The sequence below is a fragment of the Streptococcus parasuis genome (assembly GCF_021654455.1).
Taxonomy (GTDB): Bacteria; Bacillota; Bacilli; order Lactobacillales; family Streptococcaceae; genus Streptococcus; species Streptococcus parasuis.
In genome coordinates, this window is sequence record NZ_AP024276.1 from 1,642,759 (window position 1) to 1,664,316 (window position 21,558).

Sequence of the window (21,558 nt, forward strand, 5' to 3'; positions counted from 1 at the left end):
TTAATTTCCTTTCTTTGGGTAAATAGTTAAGTCGACCTGGAAGGTCAATCTGAAATAAAAATATCCCGACGTATCACTAGCTTGATAGTAGGGCTCTGATGAAATAGACAGAGAGGAGAATTCAAACGAACCGTCTGAACTCTCAACGTCTGTCAGTTCTTCTAAAACTTTTGATAGTTTGTCAACGATCGATAAAATGCGCTCCCTGTCCTTAGACTTACCTTGGATTTCAAAGTTTAATCGTTTCTCCTTGATTCCATCATAATAGGCTCGAAAAACTTTTCCGCCCGGAAGGGAGTACAAGGATATACTTTCTTCTTCGTTGTTTAAATCATTGAACAAGGGGATATCTAACTCATTTTCTTGGATGACATTGTCAATGACGTCCCCCAATCTTTCCTGAAAATCCATTATTGAAGACCAGCTCCTTCCACAAATTTATCCGGCCAAGTATTACCATACATGCCCTGTGCTGCTAAATCCCAACGACTCGTTGCTTGAGGGTGGAAAGTTGTTTGAAAGTTTGCATGATTGAAAAACCAACGTTTGGCATACGGAGTATCCCAGGATAAGATTTCTCCATTGCTCTCAACCATACCGCTACCAGATAATGCCCCTTCCTCAAATGGAACGAAAGGTGTCATATCTGCAAGCATCTGGTTTGCCATTACGAATTGCCCTTTTTGGAAATTGGCTTTGCTCAATTTTTTATCGTAGCCTTTCAAATCAACCGTCACTTTGACATCTGCCATCACAAACACTCCAGTTCATAGCTAAACAGTTTCTTAGAATATGGCTCATAAATTGGAACAACCTTTTTAATTGTCATCTCACGATTACCAACCACAATTTTTGACATCTCCTTAAACGCCAAAAAAGGGCTTGTTTGAGCGTTATAACAAAAGATAAGGCAATCAGCCACAATCTTTTTTTCAGAGCTGTCACGGCTATAAATAGTGGCGAAATCAATGCGACAATCTTTCACTGTCACTGGGCTAGCATATTCAGGTTTATGATTACGGTCTTCTCGAAGATATTCATGATACTCAAACTCATGAATCAGCATTCGTTTTGGAACTCTTCTAACCATAGCCAGCACCTCGATAAAGCAAACCAGTACCGGACAGGTAGAGATAGAATTCATCGCACAACAGATTACTAGTATTCGTGTTTTGGGAAGATTTAGACTTGCCGATGGAAGTCCTTCCCAGACTTACTGTCTCTGGCTCAGAATTAAGCTCCTGTGCTGTTAAAGCCCCCTGGTCGATAAAATACCTAACCTGGGCTTTCAGAGCATCCCTTACGGCTTTTTTCCGCCACTCTACATCTGTCTCAAAATCAACACGAGAATAAAATCGTCGAGTTACAACTTCAAAAAGTTGCTCTGCTTTATTGATAGCCTGCTCTACAAAAGCTGTATCAGTTTCTTCGATTTCTAAATCTTCAATTTTGATATAAGGCATAGTACCTCCTTTCAAAAAGAAAGAGGGCTACTCACCCTCCTCTTCGACAGTTTCTTTTTTGGATTTTTTAGGTGCTTTTGTTTTTTCAAGGATTAGAATATCCTCCACACCTTTTTCAGCTGCGTACCATTTCAAGTTGTCATTGATTTCTTGTGCTCGCTCCGGAGCATATTCAATCTGGCCAACATCAATGTATTTCTTTTCGACCTTGTCCCAAAAAGGAGCAGTAACCTTGTACTTATTCATCTAGCCCTCCTATCCTGCTGGAGTTAACTTAGCTTTCAAGATAGCTTTAGCGTTCTTCTCAGGGATATATTTAGCAGTCTTGCCTGCTGCTTGCATTACGATACCTACAAAGTCAGTTGCATCGAGTGCGCGAGAAGTCTGTACACCAAGTCCAAGTTGACCAACACCGTCAGCAGCAAAGACAATATGTTCGCCTGTTTGGAAGTATGCATCTGGGTATTCTTCCAAGATAAAGCCCTTGAACTTGTAAATTTCATTATCATCAATATTTGCAGATGATTTCTTAGCTGTAGTAGCCAATTTTGAGTCAACAAGCAAATTGTAGACATCAGCTGTCACATAAGCACGCCAAACAATATCCTTGGATACGTTATTGTTGATAAGCTTCTTGCGTGCATCGTTGAAGATTTTGGTCACACCGTCCTCGGTCATTGGGCCAGTAAATGTTTCAGATGCGATGTCAGACAAAGCCTTGCTTGCAATTTGTGAGAATTTCTCAGTCCATGCTTCTGCGTGCTTAGCTTGACGCTCAGCAATCACTTGATCTGGTACGTCATTGACAGTGAAGTTATCAACCCCTTCATGGATTGCAAGAGGTGAATCAAAATCAACCTGCTTGTTAACTGATTTGATTTCCTTACGTTCTCCGAATCGGCTGGTTGATCCAGTACCAGTTCCAAAGGCTACATTTTCGCCGGTTTGGTACTCCTGTAGGACCGCATCGACATCGTTTGAGATTTTAAGGTCCATGAATTTTGTTGAATCGGTCACTCCGTCAACAACTTGGATTGTACCACCGAAAGCAGCCAAAAAACGTGCTTTCTTTGAGAAGATATTCGGAAACATTCCGACATACTGTTTTGTGTATTCTTTAATAGCCATTTGCTATTCCTTTCTAGTTATATCGTGCAGCTACTTCTGCCCACGCATCTTTTGGAGCTGGGTCCGAGCTGTCAGGGTTACCAGGCATTGTAATGACTGGCGTTGGTTGCGGTTTTGGATCTTCGGCGACATTAAAAAGATATGCATCGCTTTCTTTCAATGCCTCTAGCTGTTCGTCAAGTCCTGTCCAGCCTTTATCGCCTTCTGAGATTTTATCCAAATCTAATAGGGCGGTCACGGCCTTGCTATTCTTGACACCAGCTTTCGTCAATCCAAGTTCGATAAATGCATTTTTACGATCAGCAATTCTTTGAGTCTCAGATTCGGTTAGCTTTGTTTGATAATCCTCAATCTGCTTTTGTAAATCGGCATTATCTTTGTTTGATTTTTGCAGGTCTTCAATAGTCTGATTAGCTGTTGTAAGGTCCTTTACTTTAGCATTAAGTTCATTCTCGGTTTCAGTCAATTTCGACTTAGTTTCATTGACTGTCTTCCCATGTTCGGCCATGACCTTGTCGATAACTTCATCAGACAATCCAAGCGTTGCTAAAAAATCACGTTTCATACGTTCTCCTTCTACGTCTAGTTAACGTGTGACGACCACGAGAATTTGAAATATGTTGGACAGTTTAACGACGTGCCGGTCGATTTTTACAAAAAGAAAACTGGTCAATTTCGACCAGTTTTAAGTATTTGAGATTAATTTCAAGTAGTCTTTTCTGCTGTCAAGATGTGGGACCACCTCCTCACCGTTTCCAGAACGGTTTCTTAGAATTACCATTGGCTACTTGCTTCTCGATTTTGTCAAATCTAGCATTAGTAGCCTGAGCATTGCGTTCGACAATATTCCATAGCTGATTATTTTGGTCAATCAAAAAATCAATATGAGTTTCCAATGTACGAATGCGATTTTCAAGCTCATATTTCTTCTTGATACGCTTATTCATAGCAATCTCCTTTCTTTTTTTGCAACAAAAAAACACTCGATTTCTCGAATGCTTATCTAAATAATTGGTCTGCTTTCTGAAAATGCTATTTTGGAAGTAAATGTGATTCTTTTTCGGTAACTATCCTTTTCGCTTGCCTGTAGTATTTAAGCAATTTAGATTTATTGGTTTCTAGATTATAATCGGATAATAACTCCATTTCTTCTAGCACCTCTTCATTGAAAAAATCAAATAACTCTTCATTTTCATCAATCAATCGGTCACCGGACTCACTAGTTAGCCACTCTCCAAAAATAAAAGAAAAATCCCAAACGCTGATTTTACCTGTTAGCACATCATCAAACATTTTAAAAACTTCATCAGTTGCTGTCACCAGAAATCACCGTCCAATCTTTATGTGGAATATCTTTTCCTTTTTTCTTGCTACTTCTCAAAACCATTGAAACAACTTCTTTTTTACCTTGTTCAGAATAAACAATTACATTGTCGTTAAATCTAACGTCTCTAACATTCGCACCGCGAGACGATGTATATAAGGGTTCTTGCTCAAAAATATTCAATATGGCCTGATAGTTGTACTTGAGTGTCCCATTTTTCCTGCGCATTCTCTCGACATATCGAGCAATCCCGTGGTCACCGAACAGAATACCATCATTTTTAAAATTAAAATAGGCCTCTACAGCTTGTTTCTTTTGAGACTCACTTAGTGGCTCCTTAATATCGCCACTGAAATAGCTAACAACCCTCGCATCGTGTTTTAATGTTTTGTACTTCTCACCACCATTATACTTGATATTGATGTAGTCATCAAGTGTTTTGGGAGCTTTATTTCCTAAAATTGACTTGTATTTTTCATACTGGGCAGTAGCTCGTACTTTATCAGCTTTTGTTAGGATTGCTTTATAGCCGCCATCGACAACATTCTGTCTCGGTATATAGACTTTCTCTAATCGGTAATTCCTTCTTAGATTGTGCCTTTGAACGTATTCACGCATTTGAGCTTGCTGTTCGAGCAATTGACGCTTGTATTTTCCTGCGTTGGCAGCTCCAAGTTCTTCTGCAATCATCAGCTTTTTCTTCGTATTGCGGATTCGACCCGCTAATTGTTGACGACCTGCTTCAATCCTGCCATTTTCAATCGCATCTTCTGGATCATATTGAGGCTGGTTATTAGTGCTAACACCAGGAACAAATGGAAACCATGGATGCCGGCAATTAACCCCTCGGTGCCCTCCGGGACTACCATATCCAAAATTATATACACTAGGATATCCACTGTCAGCTTGTTCTTGAGGACGAACATCTAAGACTTGTCCTTGACAGTAGGCACAATCCGGACGGGCAGAAGCTAAGGAACCAACTAGGACTGTATGACAACCATATTCAGCCATCCTGCTTGTTCTGACCTCGTTATATGTCCGTTGCATGGTAGATCTAAGGACCGTAGCAACATAACGCTCCATCGACCAGGTATGGCCGCCTTTGTCAACGAAAGAAGATTGAATCCCTTTATCTACCCACTGGTTGATTGTCCGTTGAATGGCTTTGTCGAGAGTCAACATGCCAGAATTGAATAGTGTTGCGGATTTGTTAATAATATCCGTGTACATCTCAGCTACTTTGCCAGTGCCATAGTTTGTACTAATCAAGGTCTGATTGACGAAATTATTAACATCACGAAATACTTGATTTTTGTACCCTTCCATCATTAAGTCAATGCGACTGGAATAGGGTAGAGGTTTTTCGAAGTAATTATCCGTATCATCAACGATTGCATAACCAGCAGAACGAATGAATCGCTCAATCTCATCCGACGCACGTCCGCTAACCTTGGCCAATTCGTGAATGACATCAGCATTCAGCAGATGTAACTGTTGGAGTTTTTCCATTTGCCATGCTGTAATATCGACTTCTCCTTCCGTTCGAAGTCTTTGGGCAACTAAACGGAAGATTTCGCTTTCTAACTCACGGTACAAATCTACAGTACCATCAGTCATTAGGTTAAGTTGGTGTGGCGTGACTTTTGGCACTACTCATCACCACCTAATAGGCTCTGTTCAGCAGAAATTTGTTTTAGCAACGGATTGGCTGAGTTGTTCTCAGCGACCATTAATTCTAACCACTCTTTAGCGGTAGAATCATCCACATCAAATAATCGTTGAATCACAATTGTTTTAGGAATCAATCCTGCTGATTGTGCTTGAGCATAATAATCAAGCTGAGATTTTTTATCGGTGAAGATCCCGTCGTCAAAGTCAATGCCAATGTCACTCTTAGTAGGAATTTCACCAGTATAGAGCAACTTTCCGTCTGGCCCAATCGTTCGACTAGCCAATTCGAAAACAGAAATCAGTACATCTTTGATAAACTCCGACACAGCATTGACATTACCACTACGTGTCCGAAACGTTAAACTATCCTCACTGATCACTTCAGTCGCTGTTTTGACACCAGCACCATCAAAGTAGAAAGTGCCTGGACTGACTTTAATCTGCATTTCCAGAGTTGCTAGGAAGTTATTGAGACTGGCGATGTATTGTTGACTTCTGATTTCTGGGGTAATATCTTTCCACTGCATATCGTCAATCGCTGACGGCAATGCAAGAAACATATCCTCATCTTCATCAAAGTATTGAATAGGTCTTCCAGATACTGGATCAATCGACGTATTCACAAAATGATCCGAAGCAATAATTCGACGCTTGCCTTTTTTTATCTCCCAAAAGAATTGGTCCGAAACCTCATCAATACGCTTTATTGTTGACTTTGCATTATCAACCAAACTCAATCCGAGGGGACTGCGAGGAGAGATATTGTTAAATCCAACCGGTTTCAGATATGAAAACAGCGGTTGATTCAAAGGTGCGACAGCAGCATTGAAAACAACTCGCTCTGGCAAGTCAGCATAAAGCATACTAACAGACACACGACGACCAACCACTTCTTTCCGTTCGCTGCGATATAGCTCGTTCGTAATCACATAATCATTTCCCTGCCACTCATGAAACTCTAAAAGTGTATAGAAAATCTCTTTGTCATTCTCAACATTAATCGAGCGAGAAGCAATCACACATTCGGTAATATCATTTGTGTTTGATTTCAGCGGATAGAATGTATCTGCTAAACACCAACTGAACTCAATCCTACCGTTATCTACATAAGGACGAACAGCTAAGCCACCAGTCGCAAACATAGGCTCCAAGTAAGTGGATAAGTTCTTGATAAACTTATTGTCCTCAAGGACTTTATTTATGAATTCTTTGGCTTCAGCGTGCTCTTCAGAAATATTGATTTCACACTGCTCGTTGAAGACAATGTTCGCTATATATTCGCTGGCTACTTTTGTCATATTAAGCCCTTGGAAATCACGCTTTTTCTTTTTTCGCATTGAGTTGAGATATTCAACTTGTGGATGTTTGCCAGCATAGATTGTGAAATCCTCTCTAATCCGTTCAACCTCATCCTTACTCAAAGAGATTTTCGGGTGATCAAGAATTGTCTGAAGCTCCTTATCTGTCATTTGTGCCAATTTATCTCCTCCTCTCCTAAAAAGATTTTTTATATTGTTCCATAAACTCAAAGTATCACCTCCTAAGCAATCAAGCCAAGGTCTCTCAAATTATCCATTACGAAATACTGAAACGCATCGCAGGTATGGTCGTCAGTTTTCACAACAGCTGGATTATCCGACATGACTGTTTTCTCGTCCCACATATATCGCTTATGCTCTTCCAGGAAGTATTTCATATTGTTCTCGCTTCGAACCACGTAAACACGATCAAGTGCAAGCAGTGACTGCACATACTCAGTCATGATGATTTTTGTCTTTTTCTTGACCGGATTCAACCTGACCTTAAATCTTTCGTAATATTCATTTCGTAATGCACCTTCGGCACTATCTATCGTCTGATTTCGCAGGACAGCACCAGGAACACGTTTGATAGATTTTTCCATGATAAACTCATGCAGGTCTTTTGATAACTGGCTTGGTGATTTTTTATTTACTTTGCCAGCTGGACTGTAATAGTAATTATCAATAACAAAGACCTTTCGACTAGATGTCAAAACAATATGCAAACAGGTTGTTGCTGATTGCTGGTGTCCACCGTCAATAGAGAAATACTGATAAACTACTCGCTCGTCTTGTGGAATACCATCTACGACGTGGAACAAGTCTAAATTATAGACATTGGTACCTAGCCCAACTGGCTCACCAAGATACAAGTATCTGTAATAATCAAAGTCATTCTGTTTGATACGCTCTATTTCATCAAGCATTTGTTCGGTCACAAATTCTAACTCATCATTAAGATAGCTCGACTCGTGGATCAGGTATTTGTCATGCCCCCTCAAACTGTCCAACCATTCGTTTATCCAGGCATAGGGATTTCGAGGTGGGTTATATGACCAAAAGAATTGCACATAAGGATAATCTGGATGTTTCTGACGCATAAACGTACTGTTTGACTGGTCAAATTCCTCTGCGCTGTTAAACTCAGCAGCTTCCTCGTACCAGACAGCAATGACTGCACCAACCTCGTTTGATTTCAGTTTTTGAAAGTCATCCTGACCATAAAAGTGGAAAGTAGAACCGGTCTTTTCATGAGTGATTTTAAACGGACTCTTATACATTCTGAATTGATTGTGCACACCGAATTTTCGCAATGCCCATTCAATTTTTTTATACACTGAATCATAGATTGTATTTGCAACCTTTCGAACGATGATGATTTCGACAGTCTGTTTTTTTAAGATTGCAAGCAACATCTTGTAAACCAGCAACAAAGCAATAACCGATGACTTAAACGAGTTCCGACCACCCTTGAGGATATTGTAGGGTTTCTTTGAAGTCCAGACTGGTTTGAAATGCGGATTAACGTTTCTCTGGATATCAATCGTCGGACCAGCTGTCGACAATGATGATTTCGCCATCTGAATCCCCCTCCGTTTGCAATTTAGCTTTGAGAGTATCAATTCTCAATCGCTGCTCTTCAGTGACAAGCGGTGAGCGTGTTAGCTCATCATAAGCCTTAATCATCTGTCGCAGTTCTCCTTGTGTTTTTGCGATAGCTGCCAGAGCTTTACCTTGCTTATCCCATGCTGTATGATGTTCGTAGGTTGTTCCTTTCAGACCATCTCCAGAAATAAATTCTGTATTATCCTCTATATCTTGAACAAATAAAATACGCTGAGCATGCAGTAGATTAGCATAGGTTAGCGTGATGTTTTCCCAAAGGATGTCAATTGGGTGTTTATCAGAAATATCTTGAGCTATCTCGAGAACATCTCGAGGTATGTACTTAGCAAACAATCCATGTTTGAGGGCGTTAGTGTTTCCCTTAGGGGCTCCGTGTCCGTCTGCATTCTTATTCCCTTTGGGTGCACCTCTTGGAGTTTTGGGTGCACCCTTTTTGTCACGGCTCCATTTGTGTCTACGTTGCCATGATTTGACTGTGTTGATTGAGACATCATGCTTAGTAGCAATATCTTTGTACTTCATGCCTGCCTCATAGTCTTTGCGTGCTAGTTCACTTTTCTCCATGCCCCTCCTCCCTGCTTTGTTTGTTTTGAAAAAAGAAAAGGGCAGACACTTCATAGGTGCCTTACCCTTAATTCTTTATACTACCATTCTAGCAGATTTTTAGAACTGTGCTGACAAGTATTGATTTGTTCAGTACGGTTTTGTAAAGTTCAATTTAGTTCCATTTTTTCCAAAACATCATTCAACTCACAGATAGCCGTATTCCTCCAAGTATAGAAAGTGGTTCTACTGATACCCATTTTGTCGCAAACATCATCAACATACATTTTAGTAATGTAAGTCATTCTGAGAACTGACCTGCTTTTTGGATTTTTCAGCTTGTTAATCAATCTACCTAATTCAAGTTTCCTGTTAATAACTTCATTGGTATCTTGTTCAATAGCTTCTTTCATGATTACAAGCTGGGAATAGACATCATCAACTTTCTTAGCTTTCCCACCCTGAACCTTATCAGTTTTCCATTTTGGGCTTGAGAGCAAACCTGCCTCAAGTTCATTGATTTCATCTATCCGGCTTTGAATGTCTAAATCTAGGTTTTGTAGTTCATCAAGCAACTCTTTAGCCTTGTTCACTCTCTGTCTCCTTTTTGTGGTATAATATTGATAGCGAAACCACAGTCAGGGCAGAGAGTGCCTTGGCTTTTTTTGTTACTCTTGATTCGTAATCACATCCCCTTGAGTGATAACTTCAACCCAACCATGTTCCAAACGTGCTTCAGCTTCTTTCATTCGGATGAGGTTGTCAGAGATAGAGTTGTTTAATTCAGCGTTGGCTTTTGCTTGCCCTTGAGCCTTAATGACTTCAGCATCCGCATCAGCCTGAGCTTGGATTTTTTTAGTTTCCGCTTCGATTTTAACTTTTTCTTGATCCTGCTTAGCAGAATCAACCTGCTTCTGCTTAACCGATTCGTCTTTTATCGCCTTCTCTATCTCGTCACCAGCGTCTTGGTCAGTGATAGTGAAAGACACAAACTCCAAGTTGTCAGCTGCGAACCGTTCTTTTAGCTTCTGGTCAATCTTGCCATAAACTTCTGTACGTTTAGACCCTAGTACTTCGTAAATATCATACTCACCTGTCACGGATTCAATGGCCCGTTGAACCGCTGGAGCGACAACGCTGTTACTCACGTTTTCTAGGTCTGTGTAGTTGGTAAATACAGTCATAGCCTCTGCCTTATTGACCTTGTATTTAACATCAATATTGGTATTCAACCACTGACCATCCTTGGTCTGTGTCGTGATAGCTTCCATGGTCTTGGTCTGAACTGATGTCGGTAATTTATACACCTTGTCAGCAAATGGGAGTTTCAGATGGTACCCTGTCTGTAAAGTCTTTTCTTGTACACCATTAAAAGCAGAGACTTTAACACCGACTGTATTAGCTGGAATTTTTACAACCGCGGTCAATCTAAAAAATACTGCAAAAATAATAAGTCCAATAATTGTAGCGCCTGCTACTACCTGACGTTTTGTTACTTGATATTCATTTTCGTACATTGTTTTATTCCTCCAATTTTGTAATATTCGTCCCCCACCCGTACCACAATAGGGAGTTGGACTCTGATACCATTTGCAATTACTTTCTATTTAATTTATTTGTGGCTGACCGTACTGCCATTGGCCCAATAATGTAACTTTAATCTACAAAAGAGTCCTCCTTTTTAATTTATTTTTAGCAGAATGACCCACCGACCTGCAACAGTCGGAAAGCCTTAAGTCATCAACTACCCCTTCCTTGTAGGTAATCCGGAATATCATCACCGATTTTGATTGTTTCAAACTGACCCTTTGTGACCAGGAATTTGCCGTAGGCACCGATTTCTACATAGTACCTACCGTCAACAATGTCCTTCCCTGTGACTTTTCCAACCATAGTCACGCCCGCATTGTCAACCTTGTGAATAATAACCGTTTCACGTTCTTCCAGCCTTTTCACTTGTCCACGCAATACTTTTACTTCTGTTACTGCTGCAAACAAAGCGATGACTAGACACAGAGTCACTAAAACCAATGGATCATTTTCTTTCACTCGACTTCCTCCATCTTCACACTATACAACCGCTGACCTCGATACCTAGCTTCCAGGCCTGCTTTGCATTTCAAGGCATCAGCTTCATTTTCGAAGCAATGCGTTTCGTCAACTAGCACGTGATCAAATAATACTGTTACTGTATATGTCATTTTTACTCCTTTTTATTCATTCTTTTGCATAAAATTTCACGGTTACAAGGTTACATCACTTTTCTAAAAACTTTTTTTATAAAAATCAAAAATCCTATTATACCGGGCTTTATAGCACTTGCTAATTTTATTAACTTAAATATTTATATAAATGATGTAACTAACAGTAGAGATGACTTATAAACCCAATATTACCAAGGGTTTAGGGCGGTTACACCACTTTTTTATTTTTTTCTAAAAAAACACCTTTAAACCCTTGATACGATTGAGTTTTTCAACGGTTACATCATTGGTGTAACCTTGATGTAACTTGATGTAACCTTTTGACTAAAAGTTACATCAAAACACGTTTTCGGTTACATCACTTTTTCTGCATATTATTTCCGGAAATATCCTCGAATTGCTTTGCCATTTACCTTCTTAACTTTGTACTCCCAATCCTGGTTGTTGTCCATGATCAGCTTAATCTTCCGAGCTAATTTATCTCCTTTGGCAACATCGATGTCAAAAACATTCTTCAGGATCTGCTTCGATGACACACTTTCTTGCGGTTTGACACCTTCGTAAATAAAACCGGCATCATTCCGATACACACCATTGTTGAAATAAGCCCATGTGTACTGATGCTGTTGAACTACGGACATGCTTTCCCATTCTTCCGGAACCAGCATATCCAAATAATCATAGATTTGGTTTTCTGCCTCATCTCGATAAGTGAAGCGTTCTTTATAGACTGCCAGCTCATCCTCGAAGTCTTCGTCAAAGGTCAACGTGAAGCCTTTTTTGTAAATTGCAACTGCCTCACCCCACAACTGCAGGACATCATTGTCCGTCATGTCGAATGGCTTGACGAATTGTTTAGCTGCATCCACCAAGATCGGTAGGAAACGACGCTCACCAGTTTTATCACCAAGATACTCGACCTTGTTGCTGGTCCGAGCAATCACGAAGTTTTTGGGAAACTTTTCAGCACGACGACCATAGGACCTACGGAATGTCAAATCGGTCTTGGTCACAAAAGCCTTGAGCTCATCAAACGTCGTCTTCCTACTAGCCACCATCTCGTCGTCATTGACAATCAGGGATTTTAGCATGATCTCGTAGTTGTCCTTGTCCATGAAATCCTTAGCAGAATCCGTGTACCAGTCAACTGCGATCTTTTGCAGGAATGTTGTCTTACCAGCACCCTGCCCACCGACCAGGTCTAGAGTGTAGTCAAACTTTACCCATGGATTGAAGACCTTGGACACAGCCCCGACGAAAAACATCTCCGCTATTTTCTGGACATAGATGCTGTCCTCAGCACCTAGCCAGGTCTGGAAGACTTGATTCAGACGTTCCTTGTGGTCCCAACTGTCATAGGCATGTTCCATGTATTCCTGAACAGGATTATAGGTTTTTTCTGCAAAGAATGCCTCAATACCATCTTGCAAAGCCCTGGTCTTGAACACAACCTTGAAATGATTTTCCAGGTAAACACTGAGATAAGATTCAAATGCAGATGGCAGCTGACCTTTCCTCATGCTGATAGCATCCAATTTGACATCGGCCACAATCTCATGCTCACCAGTAAATTCGTTGTGCCGAAGGAAGTCATTGAGCTTGTTATCACTCTTCATGGCCAACAGCACATTTCGAGGGCTGTCTGCGACAATGGCATCAATCTCAACCTTTTCTCCGTTTTCATCCAGTACCTTTTTTTTCGTCCTGGTAAACTGCTTGACAGAGATATTTACAACATCACCAATCACTGCCACCTCCCCTCATGTGTTTTTGTATCATACTATCTACCGTCCGACTTAACTCTCTATCGCTTAGTGGATCAGCAGAATTATTATTCGCAATCCGTGCCAATTCCAAAACACAGTTTGGGTCAACACTTCTGGCCAATAATGTCCCAGCAAATTTGGCTGCCGTATCGTTTCGACTACCTTCCTCACCAAAGCCTTTGACAATCATTTCAAAGACCTCCGTGGTCCGATTTCGTTTGCCAGCACCATTCCGAATTTGATAATAAATGTCATCAAGTTCGCTCCGGTTGTTCTTTTTCAGATACTCTTGCTTAATTGCCATGACTAGCGCTCGACTAGCAGTGACCATGGTCCCGCCTTCTTTCGACTTTTCCAAGTCCCAGGCATACTCCCCTTTAGGTGTTTTTGAGGGAGCGACCAGAACATAATTATTTGGATGAGCTTTGACATCCACTCCAGGAAGAAAACCAATCATCTGTGTCATGGACACATCCGGATGCTTAAAGTAAAAGATATGCTTGCCACCGCTGGCAGTCTTCGCCTGCAGCGTCGGGGTAAGTAAGTTAAGATGTTCCCAATTGGCCAGACTCTCATATCCATTATGTTTGCCGTGCAAGTCGATGTCGATTACGAAGAATTTATCAGTCCGGACAGCGATATTACTATCCGGATACTGATTCCAAAAATCTTCAATCTCTTGCGCGGTCATAGCCGGTTTATCAGCAAATTTTATCATCGGTTGCTTATTAGAAGGGCTTATAGGAATTACAGAAAAGCCCTTTTTCTGATAAGCCAAAGCCGCTTTCTTCATTCCCATCTAGCACCTCCTAGAACGGCAAATCTTCGTCTTGGATATCCATAGGACTTGAATTTCCAAATGAGCCGTCTTGATAATTCGACTGTTGTCCACGGCTTTCCAAGAGTTGGAAACTTTCTGCAACTACCTCAGTAACGTAGACACGTTGCCCTTGTTGGTTGTCATAGCTACGAGTCTGAATGCGACCTGTAATTCCAATCAAAGCACCCTTTTTAGCCCAGTTAGCCAAGTTTTCGGCTTGCTGACGCCAAATGACACAGTTGATGAAATCTGCTTCACGCTCCCCATCTTGGTTTTTGAAGTTGCGATTGACAGCCAAGGTAAAAGTCGCAACAGCCTGGTTTGACGGAGTGTAACGAAGTTCTGCATCACGAGTCATGCGTCCTACCAATACTACGTTGTTAATCATAATTTATCCACCTTCAATGCCTTTCTTACCAAATGTTCATCAATCATTGAGTAATCTCCTGGAAAAGATCTTTTTAATGGTTGAATGACTTTCTTAACAATTTCTTTCAATGTCATTCCAAAGATTCTCGACCAATAGAAATCTTTTTTTGTGTAATTATAAACGCCATCAATCTCGCAGCCTTTATAACACACGCCCCAAACTTCGCCTTTATATTTGTAAATCAAGATTTCGTCATAGGTATCACCTTGAATTTTGATTGGACGTTTTCGCCCAAGTTCCGTATAACCCATTACTCGCTTCCTTTCTTGTTACGCTCACCGAGCAGATAGCCAAGGAATAACCAAAGTACAGCCATTCCAAATTCTTTCAAAGTTTCAATTATCATCATTCAATCCCTTTCGCTTTCTTAGTTTTTACAATCAGATCCTGTGCTTCTTTCAAACGGTCAGCTGGAATACTTTCGATTTTATCCACGCCCAGCTGGCCAATGAACCACACTCCAACGGTATTAACCGGACCGCCTGAAGCCTCCGCAATATTCTTGATGTCTTCACGTAGCTTCTTCGCTTGGGCTCCCGTGATGTACTTAACACTGCCAGATGCGTTCTGGTTCTGTTTCGGATTTGATGTAGGCTTACTTTGCGCTGGTTTCTGAGCTTGTGCTTGCTTACCAGTCTGGTTCGCATATTCGCCAGTATCAGGATCCTTGTTATCATCAATGGCAAACAACCCGTTAAGAGCATATTTTCGAGCGTAACTGGATGCAGTTCCGGTGATCTGGCTGCCATCCATACCTTTCTTTGTATCTTCTTCCCTTGCTGACGCTTGGGCACTGATTGAACTGCCACATGCAAATAATGTTACTGTAGCACGAACATAGTAGCGGTCCCCAATCTGTTCGATATCGTCATTTAATACCAGGGATGCATCATGCTTTTTGAGTAAAGGCTTTAGTGCCTCCAAAATATCCTCTGCACTACGATAGTTGTATTTTCCGAAAGAATTGTACTGTCCTTTCGGTGCAACCAGCTCTGTCTGAATACTGCACAGGGTTGCAAATATTGGCGATTCTTTTACTGTCATGTATTCTCCTTAAAATTGTTTGAATGCTTCCATCAATTCTTCAAATAAATTTTCTTCTTTAGAAATAATATTAGAAACCTCTTCTCCATTGGGATAAGTAAGTGTGTACTCAGCATCTACCAAGATGATTTCACAATCGTGAATTTTCGCAAGAGCTTTAATTTCGGATTTTTGTTTCAAATAATACTCATATGGAAGTGATAGGGCACCACGGATTTCTTCTACAAAACCTGCTTTCGTTGCAAGTGAATGGGGATTATTTTTGATTTCTGACATAAAATAGCCCTTTTCTTTCTCACGCAATACGATTAACTTGTTTGAAATTTTCATTTTTTTACTCCTTTTGTTTTAAAAATAAAATTCTACGACCCTAACGTCGTGCTGCTGACGGCTACCAGTAATCCGCCAAAGAAGTTGCCGATAGTCATCGTAATCTCCGTCACTAGGCTGGGACGGATCCAGAACTACAATTGTTTTAAAACGGTGCTGGAGCCCATCGACCCCAACTCCTAATACTTGGCTAGTAGCGACCATGTTGATCCTATCATGCCCTTCTTTCTTATCGCCAGTCCAAATACCGATTTCAGGATGCCGTTCATAGATAACCTCAACGATCTGCTTGGACTTGCTGACAATTAACATTTCCGATTGCTTGGCCAAGAGAAGATCTAACTGCAATAGCATTGGTGTATCTGCATTGACTGCTTTAATCTTTGGAAAATCCACATCAAAACCTGTCTGGGTCAGATACCTCTCGAAAGTCTTTCGACCAAATGACTGCTTGGCCATAGCATACTTACCATTCTTTCCGACGATGTTCAGCCGTCGCAGTTGGTTTAATTCATCAGGATTGGCAGGTAGGCACCACATTGGCTCAAAGATAACTTCAAAACCGTTGTTCTCCTCTGCTCCTTCGATTTCCTCAATCTCTTCCCAACGGAAGAAATTTGGCAATCCTGATACATAACTTTCATAGTCACGGAAGTCTTCCCACTTCTCCTTCGAGTAGCTGAAACGGTCGTATTTCATCTTGCCATGCTGCTTCTGCCAATCAAATTTGTTGTTTGGCTCTGCCTGACCAAAGATTGTCTTTTCCAGCGGATAGAAGTTTTGACCCTTCTTTCTGATTGGAGTTGCGGACAGCCCTATTGAGTATCCACGTCGGATTTTTTTGTAAGCTTTATAGTTAGCCTCGCTGGACATATTCTGCCACTCGTCGACGATTAAAACATCAAACTCTAGGACCACACCGCTTGCTACGATATTCTGCATTCGCTTATCTGTCATAGCTTCCAGCTGGAAGTCTTGTGAGTAGAGCTTGTTGTGAGTGTCAATCCAGCCATTCAGTATAGATAGCCGATTGTTCAGGACCAAGACCTTCTTGGCACCCTTATGCTTGGCGATCTCAAAGGCACAAATAGTCTTCCCGCGACCGCCTAATCCCTCTAAAAAGATACCTAGGCAATCGCGATCGCTCCGTTTTACGGCCTCAGCTTGCCATTTGCGTAATTCGATTTCCAATGTCTTGAATAACCTCCTCGATGTCTTTTCTCTGTGCCCAGAATAGTGCCAATCGAGCCGCCGCCCTCACATCCTGATGATGTGATTTGTCAAAAGTCCAAAGACCAAGCTCCCTAAGCAACTGATCAGGAATGTCTGACACATAGCCAGCGTTGCGAACAAGTTCCACGTTTGGAAAGCACGCTTGAACAGCTTCCACGGTTTCAGCGACTGAGTTGTCTCGAGAATAATCATTGTCACGTACCTGGTATTCTTCCACGATGGCAACATCGTATTCCAGGTCACGACCTACTTCACGGAACCATTTACTGAAATTTCTAGCACCGAACGGAACTATCCAATAGCTCACTAGACCTGCATTATCCAGCAAGACTATTCCTGTTGTAGATGTTTCAATTCGGTTACTTGATGGATCGATTGAAAGTATCTTCATCATCTAATCCTCAAACTTCTACTTTCTTGCAACACTGCACCCTTGACCTTCTTACCAGCTTTCAGCAACTCTTTGATAGCTGTCTTGTCTGGTTTCAATGTTTGAATAAAATATTTCTTAGGCAGCAGATCTTCATCTACAACCACAGATGGTTGATTGTTGGCCAAGCTCACGGTAAATAGCAAAGTCTTAACTTTTTCATGTCCAGTGATTTCAAATGCACCTTGTAGACCTGTTTTGAGTCGTGTGATGTCATTTTCAATAGATTTTTTTCGTTTGGTTAAGCGGTCGATTTCTTCTTTGAGTTGATCCACATCAGCTTCTTTGTTCTTGATGACCTTGACGGTGTTTTCAACCTTTTCTTCAAATTGTTCCGTCCAGTCAATAGACTCAAGCGTATCCAGCTTGGTTTCTTCATCAATACCTTCCATTTCTGCAATTTGCTTAAAGATTCCGGTTAGTTCATATAGTGTTGCCATTTGTAATTTCCTTTACCTTTCTTTGTAGTTGTACCATCCCAATTGCAGCTTTAGTAGTGTCTGCATCGTTATCAAAATACCTATTCTTATTCATTTGAGCAAGGTCAGCTCGGGTAACGCAAACTAGGTTTGAGATATCAACATTGGTTTTGTCGCCATCCAAAAAAACGATGATACATCCCTTTGGGACTGGACCATGATGTTCTCTCCAAACCTGCAGGTGTACCCTTTCCCAGACATTCGGATCAGCAATTTTAACCTTCAAATAGCCATCTGTGGTCATGTTGATTGTCCCTACAGGTTGATAACCATGCGGCCTGTTACCTTTTTTAAATTGACCACTATTTGGTGGCATATTCGGAAATTTTTTTCCTTTGTTGTACGGTTCATTCCCTTTCGGAAAGTGACCTGTTAGTCCCGAATTTAATTTGTGGTTTCCGCGGAAACGTTTTATCTGAAGTGCTGTAAAAGATGTTCCGAAATGTCCATTCACTAAATTTGCAACCTCTTGAGATGTCTTGCCCTTGTAATTTTTAAAAATAAAGGCCTTAATTTCGTCTGTATAGATTTTCCTTCCCATAAGCTACTCCAACAGAGCAATACCAGGATTAAGACCTGTTTCTGACTCTAATTTTTTCGCATCAATGGCTAACTTGCCAACCGAAACAATTTGACCAGCCACTGAAACCATGGCTTTTGACCGTTCAATTTCGATCTGCAGTTCATTTTCCGAGAGTTCCCTATCATCCAAATATTCCAATTGAGCGAATAAGGTATCGGCTAGGTTTGACATTTTATTTCTAACCATAGGCACCTCCTAAAATTTCTTCTTTTTCTGCAATACGTTGTAGTCGTGCATTTTCATCAACCAATTGTTGATTGACTCGTCTGTATTCACAATTTTCTTTATCAAGATCATTTACCATGCCACGAAGAATGGCATTTTCACGTTCAAGTCGATCAATTGTTTTAGCTGGTAGGTCAATGCCATAGCTGTCGACTTGATTTGTTCTAAAAAACTTACTAAGCATGTCTACCCCACTTTCTAACCTTCCTAGTTGGTACCTCATCAGCAAACTTGATTGGTTCCCAGCTTGCAAGTGACTGTCTAACTCTGTTCTTCCAGGCTAAGCGATCAGCTTCAACTGCACGTTCACATGCCAACGCTGTCAGCTGTTCTCTTAGTAGTCTAGCTTCACGTTCCTTGCGTTGCTTTTCCGCATTCCTGTAATCAATCGCTGCAACCACTACGCACGGAATGGCAAATACTGCACATGCTCCTATGGCTGTAAAAATATTTTCTGTCATTCTAAGCTCCTAACTGTTTTTCTCGTTTGATATTTTCAAGCATTTCTGCCAATGTTTCTTTCTTCGGTCTGTATCGATTGCGACTTTTCCACTTGATAAACAATCGGAAACCTTCGTAGTTAATAAAGACAATTCTGTGAGTTGGATTTTCAATGTATTGTCTGAAGTCCGGATGCTCACGCATTTCTGCCGCCCAAACTTTAGCCGTTCCGACTGTTAAACCTTCCCAAATTTGACAAAGGTGCTCATAGTCACCAGCTTCTGCCTTTTCAGACTGTTTAGCCGGTCTGTAGACTAATTCTGCTTTTGGCATAGCAATTCATTCCTTTCTGTGATATAATTTAAGTGAAATTTTTGGTAAGCTCCTGACCTTTGTCATGGGGCTATTTTTATTAGCTTTTTGCTAATTCGTCCAGGCTCACATCAAGAGCCTTGGCGATTTTTTTTACTGTTTCAAAATGCAAATCTTTGACCCTGCCATCACGCAGATTGTAGATCTGAGCTGTGCCGACTCCAGCAAGCAGACAAAGCTTATAGACTGTTAAATTTTTTTCAGCCAAAATTCGTTCGATATTTTTCCACAACATATTGTTTTACTCCTTACCAATATTTATAAAATTAGTTTTAACGCTTATAAAGACTTATACACTACATATAGTGTATATTTATGTCTTTCCACACTATATATTGACAAAAGCATGTTTTTGATATATAATTTACCCATGACAATCAGGAAAATAAATCCAACTTTAACTACCAAATCAAGTGATTTTCTCCTGTGCGTTAAATATTAATGAAAGGAGAAACGATATGAGTAAAAACCTAATCAAACCAGGAACTGACAATCAACCTGCTGGGACATATCAAGAAGTTGGTCCTCGTGGTGGACAAGTTTCTGGCGGACGTGTGGTACACATCGACAAAGGTGATCGCTTACCACCTACTCAAGAACCTGGTCGAAACTGGGTCAAACAATAACCTATAGAGCGTGTCAAATTTTGATACGCTTTTTCCATAGACAGAAACACTTGCCGAAAATATTGATTTGTATCCAGCTCTCAGAATACCTCTGATTGTTCTCTGTGTACTTTGTTATGTAGTGATGTAACATCCCTTCTCCTTTCTAGTTCTTTAAAATTTGCTATAATTAAAATAAAAACGATTGGAGAACTAGCGTGAAAAAGTATATTGTGCCTGAAACAAATTGGAAAATGTTTTTTCAATCAATCAATGAATTACCAGAGCCGTTTAGCTCCGCTCTGCACTCAGCTGTATTTGATTATCTAGCAAATACTGCTCAAGACATTTTCCCCAATTTTAAAGATGAAAACTTAGCAATTATCTTCGCTCCATTTATTGACTGCCCTGTATCCTTTCCAGATGACAACTTGATTTTCTTGCACATGCAAGAAATCAATGAGCATTCTCAAGTCATTTACCAGTTGGGGCATGAACTATTACACGCTTACTATAAATCGCCGTATAATACGCCGATGTTTTGGCTTGAAGAAGTGTTGGCCGAAGTGTCTTCTCACCTCTTTCTTCAAGGCTTTGCCCAAGAGTGGTCTAGATCAACAAATCCTCTCATTCAAGGTTTTTCTGAATTCACGCTTGAGTACAGCGAATTGCAATTTCAAGAAAGCGAACCTGTAAATCTAAAACAATTACCTTTAGACTACTTAAAAGTTAATCCAACAAATCGCAAGATAAACACTTACATAGCTGCAATGATACTGCCAGTATTTCAAGAAAGACCCAGTTTTCTAGCAGAGTGTCGCAAACTGTCAGAACTCTATGTAGTCTCTGACTTAAATACCTTTTTCGACAAGGCTTATAGCCATATTTCTCCCGAATATCATCTAGAGCTAAAGAAATTAGAAAATTTGTTTATCTAACACCTTCTATCCCCTGATGAATCTTTGGCCTATTTTTGAGACCGTCAAGATTACTGTCAGAGACGCCTCTTCCTTTCGAAAGTGCATCACTAATCAATGCCATAACCTCTTTTTTATCCGTTTCTGTAAGATGTGGAGATAACTGTTCTTCAAGTCTATCCACCCTCTCAGCTATATGAGTCACAGTCCTCAGTATTTCATTGAGGGCTGTTCTTTCTAGCTCATTCATCCCCTTCTCCTTTCTATATTTTGAACGAATTTTCGTTCATGTAATTAAAAATATTAAGCAGTTGAGACTGCTTCGCTAAACAAATACCCTAATTCATACTCAGGGAAAAAATGTCGCTGAATTTCCAATGCTTCGTTAAAAGTAAATGGATAACGTCCCTTAATCTTATCACTAACAGTTTGTGCACGAACTTCTAAAAAGTCAGCGATATCGACGATTGCGATATTTTTTTCTCTGCGTACGCTATCAATATTCAGCATATGCACTCCTTTCTAAAATAATGAACGAAAATTCGTTTAAAGTTTTATTTTTTTAAGCTCTTTCGTGAGCTTGATTAGAGTATAAACTATTTTTCGTTCATTGTCAATAA

At 40.5% G+C, this 21,558-nt stretch carries 36 protein-coding genes; 2 read left to right on the forward strand and 34 right to left on the reverse strand.

Annotated features, from left to right (window positions below):
* From L6410_RS08225 to L6410_RS08380, 32 genes are all read right to left on the reverse strand, one after another.
* The gene (locus L6410_RS08225) at positions 1-411 is read right to left on the reverse strand and encodes a minor capsid protein (RefSeq protein WP_237395298.1); all 411 of its coding nucleotides are present in this window, start codon (positions 409-411) and stop codon (positions 1-3) included.
* Positions 411-752 (reverse strand): minor capsid protein, encoded by a 342-nt coding sequence (locus tag L6410_RS08230; protein ID WP_237395299.1) that lies wholly within the window; start codon positions 750-752, stop codon positions 411-413. The genes L6410_RS08225 and L6410_RS08230 overlap by 1 nt, the downstream gene beginning before the upstream one ends.
* A complete protein-coding gene (locus L6410_RS08235; RefSeq protein ID WP_161943510.1) occupies positions 752-1,090 on the reverse strand; it encodes a putative minor capsid protein in 339 nt (112 codons plus the stop codon). The genes L6410_RS08230 and L6410_RS08235 overlap by 1 nt, the downstream gene beginning before the upstream one ends.
* The gene (locus L6410_RS08240; protein ID WP_237395300.1) at positions 1,083-1,463 is read right to left on the reverse strand and encodes a head-tail connector protein; all 381 of its coding nucleotides are present in this window, start codon (positions 1,461-1,463) and stop codon (positions 1,083-1,085) included. Before L6410_RS08240 ends, L6410_RS08235 begins: the two co-directional genes overlap by 8 nt.
* Before the next feature lie 27 nt (positions 1,464-1,490).
* A complete protein-coding gene (locus tag L6410_RS08245; protein ID WP_172010653.1) occupies positions 1,491-1,709 on the reverse strand; it encodes a hypothetical protein in 219 nt (72 codons plus the stop codon).
* A gap of 9 nt (positions 1,710-1,718) precedes the next feature.
* Positions 1,719-2,591 (reverse strand): capsid protein, encoded by an 873-nt coding sequence (locus tag L6410_RS08250; protein ID WP_105140128.1) that lies wholly within the window; start codon positions 2,589-2,591, stop codon positions 1,719-1,721.
* 13 nt (positions 2,592-2,604) lie between these two features.
* Positions 2,605-3,156 carry a phage scaffolding protein gene (locus L6410_RS08255; RefSeq protein ID WP_237395301.1) on the reverse strand — a complete coding sequence of 184 codons (552 nt, stop codon included), beginning with the start codon at positions 3,154-3,156 and terminating at the stop codon, positions 2,605-2,607.
* 181 nt (positions 3,157-3,337) lie between these two features.
* Complete coding sequence (locus tag L6410_RS08260) at positions 3,338-3,538, reverse strand: hypothetical protein (protein ID WP_237395302.1); 201 nt, start codon at positions 3,536-3,538, stop codon at positions 3,338-3,340.
* Between the two features lie 85 nt (positions 3,539-3,623).
* On the reverse strand, positions 3,624-3,911 hold the full coding sequence (locus tag L6410_RS08265) for a hypothetical protein (protein ID WP_237395303.1): 288 nt from the start codon (positions 3,909-3,911) through the stop codon (positions 3,624-3,626).
* Positions 3,898-5,568, reverse strand: a complete 1,671-nt coding sequence (locus L6410_RS08270) for a phage minor capsid protein (RefSeq protein ID WP_237395304.1) — start codon at positions 5,566-5,568, stop codon at positions 3,898-3,900. The genes L6410_RS08265 and L6410_RS08270 overlap by 14 nt, the downstream gene beginning before the upstream one ends.
* Positions 5,568-7,058: a phage portal protein gene (locus L6410_RS08275; RefSeq protein WP_237396770.1), complete on the reverse strand. Its 1,491-nt coding sequence runs from the start codon at positions 7,056-7,058 to the stop codon at positions 5,568-5,570. Before L6410_RS08275 ends, L6410_RS08270 begins: the two co-directional genes overlap by 1 nt.
* A gap of 71 nt (positions 7,059-7,129) precedes the next feature.
* Positions 7,130-8,470 (reverse strand): PBSX family phage terminase large subunit, encoded by a 1,341-nt coding sequence (locus L6410_RS08280; RefSeq protein WP_237395305.1) that lies wholly within the window; start codon positions 8,468-8,470, stop codon positions 7,130-7,132.
* The gene (terS, locus tag L6410_RS08285) at positions 8,430-9,080 is read right to left on the reverse strand and encodes a phage terminase small subunit (RefSeq protein ID WP_237395306.1); all 651 of its coding nucleotides are present in this window, start codon (positions 9,078-9,080) and stop codon (positions 8,430-8,432) included. Before terS ends, L6410_RS08280 begins: the two co-directional genes overlap by 41 nt.
* Positions 9,081-9,229: 149 nt before the next feature.
* On the reverse strand, positions 9,230-9,652 hold the full coding sequence (locus L6410_RS08290) for a DUF1492 domain-containing protein (protein WP_105140119.1): 423 nt from the start codon (positions 9,650-9,652) through the stop codon (positions 9,230-9,232).
* A 75-nt stretch (positions 9,653-9,727) separates the two neighbouring features.
* Complete coding sequence (locus L6410_RS08295; RefSeq protein ID WP_105140118.1) at positions 9,728-10,576, reverse strand: prohibitin family protein; 849 nt, start codon at positions 10,574-10,576, stop codon at positions 9,728-9,730.
* A gap of 223 nt (positions 10,577-10,799) precedes the next feature.
* Positions 10,800-11,108, reverse strand: a complete 309-nt coding sequence (locus L6410_RS08300) for a DUF1372 family protein (RefSeq protein ID WP_237395307.1) — start codon at positions 11,106-11,108, stop codon at positions 10,800-10,802.
* Entirely contained in the window at positions 11,105-11,260 is a 156-nt protein-coding gene (locus tag L6410_RS08305) for a DUF7204 family protein (RefSeq protein ID WP_237395308.1), read from the reverse strand. Before L6410_RS08305 ends, L6410_RS08300 begins: the two co-directional genes overlap by 4 nt.
* A gap of 377 nt (positions 11,261-11,637) precedes the next feature.
* Positions 11,638-13,017, reverse strand: a complete 1,380-nt coding sequence (locus L6410_RS08310; protein ID WP_237395309.1) for a virulence-associated E family protein — start codon at positions 13,015-13,017, stop codon at positions 11,638-11,640.
* The gene (locus L6410_RS08315; protein WP_105140116.1) at positions 13,001-13,828 is read right to left on the reverse strand and encodes a bifunctional DNA primase/polymerase; all 828 of its coding nucleotides are present in this window, start codon (positions 13,826-13,828) and stop codon (positions 13,001-13,003) included. The genes L6410_RS08310 and L6410_RS08315 overlap by 17 nt, the downstream gene beginning before the upstream one ends.
* A gap of 10 nt (positions 13,829-13,838) precedes the next feature.
* Entirely contained in the window at positions 13,839-14,237 is a 399-nt protein-coding gene (gene ssb, locus L6410_RS08320) for a single-stranded DNA-binding protein (RefSeq protein ID WP_105140115.1), read from the reverse strand.
* Positions 14,234-14,530, reverse strand: coding sequence for a hypothetical protein (locus tag L6410_RS08325; protein ID WP_105140114.1), 297 nt, complete (start codon positions 14,528-14,530; stop codon positions 14,234-14,236). Before L6410_RS08325 ends, ssb begins: the two co-directional genes overlap by 4 nt.
* A gap of 94 nt (positions 14,531-14,624) precedes the next feature.
* Complete coding sequence (locus L6410_RS08330; RefSeq protein ID WP_237395310.1) at positions 14,625-15,323, reverse strand: ERF family protein; 699 nt, start codon at positions 15,321-15,323, stop codon at positions 14,625-14,627.
* A 9-nt stretch (positions 15,324-15,332) separates the two neighbouring features.
* Positions 15,333-15,653 carry a hypothetical protein gene (locus L6410_RS08335; protein ID WP_237395311.1) on the reverse strand — a complete coding sequence of 107 codons (321 nt, stop codon included), beginning with the start codon at positions 15,651-15,653 and terminating at the stop codon, positions 15,333-15,335.
* Between the two features lie 18 nt (positions 15,654-15,671).
* On the reverse strand, positions 15,672-16,844 hold the full coding sequence (locus tag L6410_RS08340; protein WP_237395312.1) for a DEAD/DEAH box helicase family protein: 1,173 nt from the start codon (positions 16,842-16,844) through the stop codon (positions 15,672-15,674).
* Positions 16,813-17,277 carry a hypothetical protein gene (locus tag L6410_RS08345; protein ID WP_336381748.1) on the reverse strand — a complete coding sequence of 155 codons (465 nt, stop codon included), beginning with the start codon at positions 17,275-17,277 and terminating at the stop codon, positions 16,813-16,815. Before L6410_RS08345 ends, L6410_RS08340 begins: the two co-directional genes overlap by 32 nt.
* Complete coding sequence (locus L6410_RS08350; protein ID WP_237395314.1) at positions 17,277-17,756, reverse strand: siphovirus Gp157 family protein; 480 nt, start codon at positions 17,754-17,756, stop codon at positions 17,277-17,279. Before L6410_RS08350 ends, L6410_RS08345 begins: the two co-directional genes overlap by 1 nt.
* Complete coding sequence (locus tag L6410_RS08355; protein WP_237395315.1) at positions 17,740-18,336, reverse strand: HNH endonuclease signature motif containing protein; 597 nt, start codon at positions 18,334-18,336, stop codon at positions 17,740-17,742. The genes L6410_RS08350 and L6410_RS08355 overlap by 17 nt, the downstream gene beginning before the upstream one ends.
* Positions 18,337-18,339: 3 nt before the next feature.
* Complete coding sequence (locus L6410_RS08360) at positions 18,340-18,564, reverse strand: hypothetical protein (RefSeq protein ID WP_237395316.1); 225 nt, start codon at positions 18,562-18,564, stop codon at positions 18,340-18,342.
* Entirely contained in the window at positions 18,557-18,787 is a 231-nt protein-coding gene (locus tag L6410_RS08365; protein WP_044768155.1) for a hypothetical protein, read from the reverse strand. Before L6410_RS08365 ends, L6410_RS08360 begins: the two co-directional genes overlap by 8 nt.
* Positions 18,780-19,064, reverse strand: coding sequence for a hypothetical protein (locus L6410_RS08370; RefSeq protein WP_105136782.1), 285 nt, complete (start codon positions 19,062-19,064; stop codon positions 18,780-18,782). The genes L6410_RS08365 and L6410_RS08370 overlap by 8 nt, the downstream gene beginning before the upstream one ends.
* Before the next feature lies 1 nt (position 19,065).
* Positions 19,066-19,377: a hypothetical protein gene (locus L6410_RS08375; RefSeq protein WP_044770788.1), complete on the reverse strand. Its 312-nt coding sequence runs from the start codon at positions 19,375-19,377 to the stop codon at positions 19,066-19,068.
* 79 nt (positions 19,378-19,456) lie between these two features.
* Positions 19,457-19,651 carry a helix-turn-helix domain-containing protein gene (locus L6410_RS08380; protein ID WP_105136755.1) on the reverse strand — a complete coding sequence of 65 codons (195 nt, stop codon included), beginning with the start codon at positions 19,649-19,651 and terminating at the stop codon, positions 19,457-19,459.
* 223 nt (positions 19,652-19,874) lie between these two features.
* On the opposite strand from L6410_RS08380, the gene L6410_RS08385 reads away from it, so the two are divergent.
* Entirely contained in the window at positions 19,875-20,042 is a 168-nt protein-coding gene (locus L6410_RS08385; RefSeq protein WP_105128986.1) for a YjzC family protein, read from the forward strand.
* A 197-nt stretch (positions 20,043-20,239) separates the two neighbouring features.
* Positions 20,240-20,959, forward strand: coding sequence for a hypothetical protein (locus L6410_RS08390; RefSeq protein ID WP_105140106.1), 720 nt, complete (start codon positions 20,240-20,242; stop codon positions 20,957-20,959).
* On the opposite strand, the gene L6410_RS08395 is transcribed toward L6410_RS08390, so the two are convergent.
* Entirely contained in the window at positions 20,952-21,188 is a 237-nt protein-coding gene (locus L6410_RS08395; protein ID WP_237396800.1) for a hypothetical protein, read from the reverse strand. The two genes, L6410_RS08390 and L6410_RS08395, sit on opposite strands and share 8 nt — an antisense overlap.
* 53 nt (positions 21,189-21,241) lie before the next feature.
* Positions 21,242-21,448 carry a hypothetical protein gene (locus L6410_RS08400; RefSeq protein WP_023371190.1) on the reverse strand — a complete coding sequence of 69 codons (207 nt, stop codon included), beginning with the start codon at positions 21,446-21,448 and terminating at the stop codon, positions 21,242-21,244.
* Between the last annotated feature and the right edge of the window lie 110 nt (positions 21,449-21,558).